The organism is Caulobacter sp. 17J65-9 (genome assembly GCF_010975005.1).
In the GTDB taxonomy this organism is placed as follows: Bacteria; Pseudomonadota; Alphaproteobacteria; order Caulobacterales; family Caulobacteraceae; genus 17J80-11.
The window spans coordinates 1-674 of record NZ_JAAIVC010000343.1 but is presented as its reverse complement, the minus strand read 5'-3'; the positions used below and the strand labels follow the sequence as shown (position 1 = coordinate 674).

General features: G+C 75.2%; 1 protein-coding gene. It reads right to left on the bottom strand.

Annotated features, from left to right (window positions below; all coding sequences use genetic code 11):
* Positions 1-302: 302 nt before the first annotated feature.
* On the bottom strand, positions 303-674 hold a 372-nt coding region (locus G3573_RS21840), incomplete at its 5' end, for a hypothetical protein (protein WP_163263706.1).

Sequence of the window (674 nt, the reverse complement as noted above, 5' to 3'; positions counted from 1 at the left end):
GGCGGCGCCTTCACCCTCGCCCTCGCCGCCTGCGCTGGCGGCGGCCGGGTTCGCGGGGGCGGTCTCGGCCTTGTCGCCGGCCTCGCCCGAGCAGCCCGCCAGCGCGCCGGCGCCCAGCACCAGGGCGGCGCCCATCGAGGTCCAAACGCGGGGGCGGAAGGTCGTGCTCATGTCGCCGGTCTCCTGAAGCTTCGCGCGCGACAATAGCGGCGGCGGTTGCGGTTGCAAGTCGTTCGCATCACGCGCACGAAAAAGGCCGGCCGTCGGGAACGACGGCCGGCCGCACGCACGTGTTCACAGGATCAGGACTTGGGCGCGGGGGCGGAGGCCGCCTCGTCTTCCCGCAGTTCCTGCTTGGCCTGGCTGTGGCCTTCCTTGACGCCTTCCTTGACGCCCTCGGCCACGGCGGTGGCGCCGGCGGCCACCTGGGCCGCCGCGTCCTTCGCCGCCGCCTTCACCTGCGCCTCGTCGATCGCGGAGGACGAGCCTTCGGTCTGGACCGTCTGTCCGTCGGCCTGGACCTGCGCCGGCTCGGCTTCGTGCTTCTTCTCGCAGGCGGCCAGGCCGCTCGCGCCCAGCGCCAGGGCGGCGGCGAGCGCGAGCGTGGAGGACGCGGTCCGCATCAGTGGGCCGGCGCGGCCGGCGTGGCGCCGTTCGCCGGCGGCGGGGTGGTC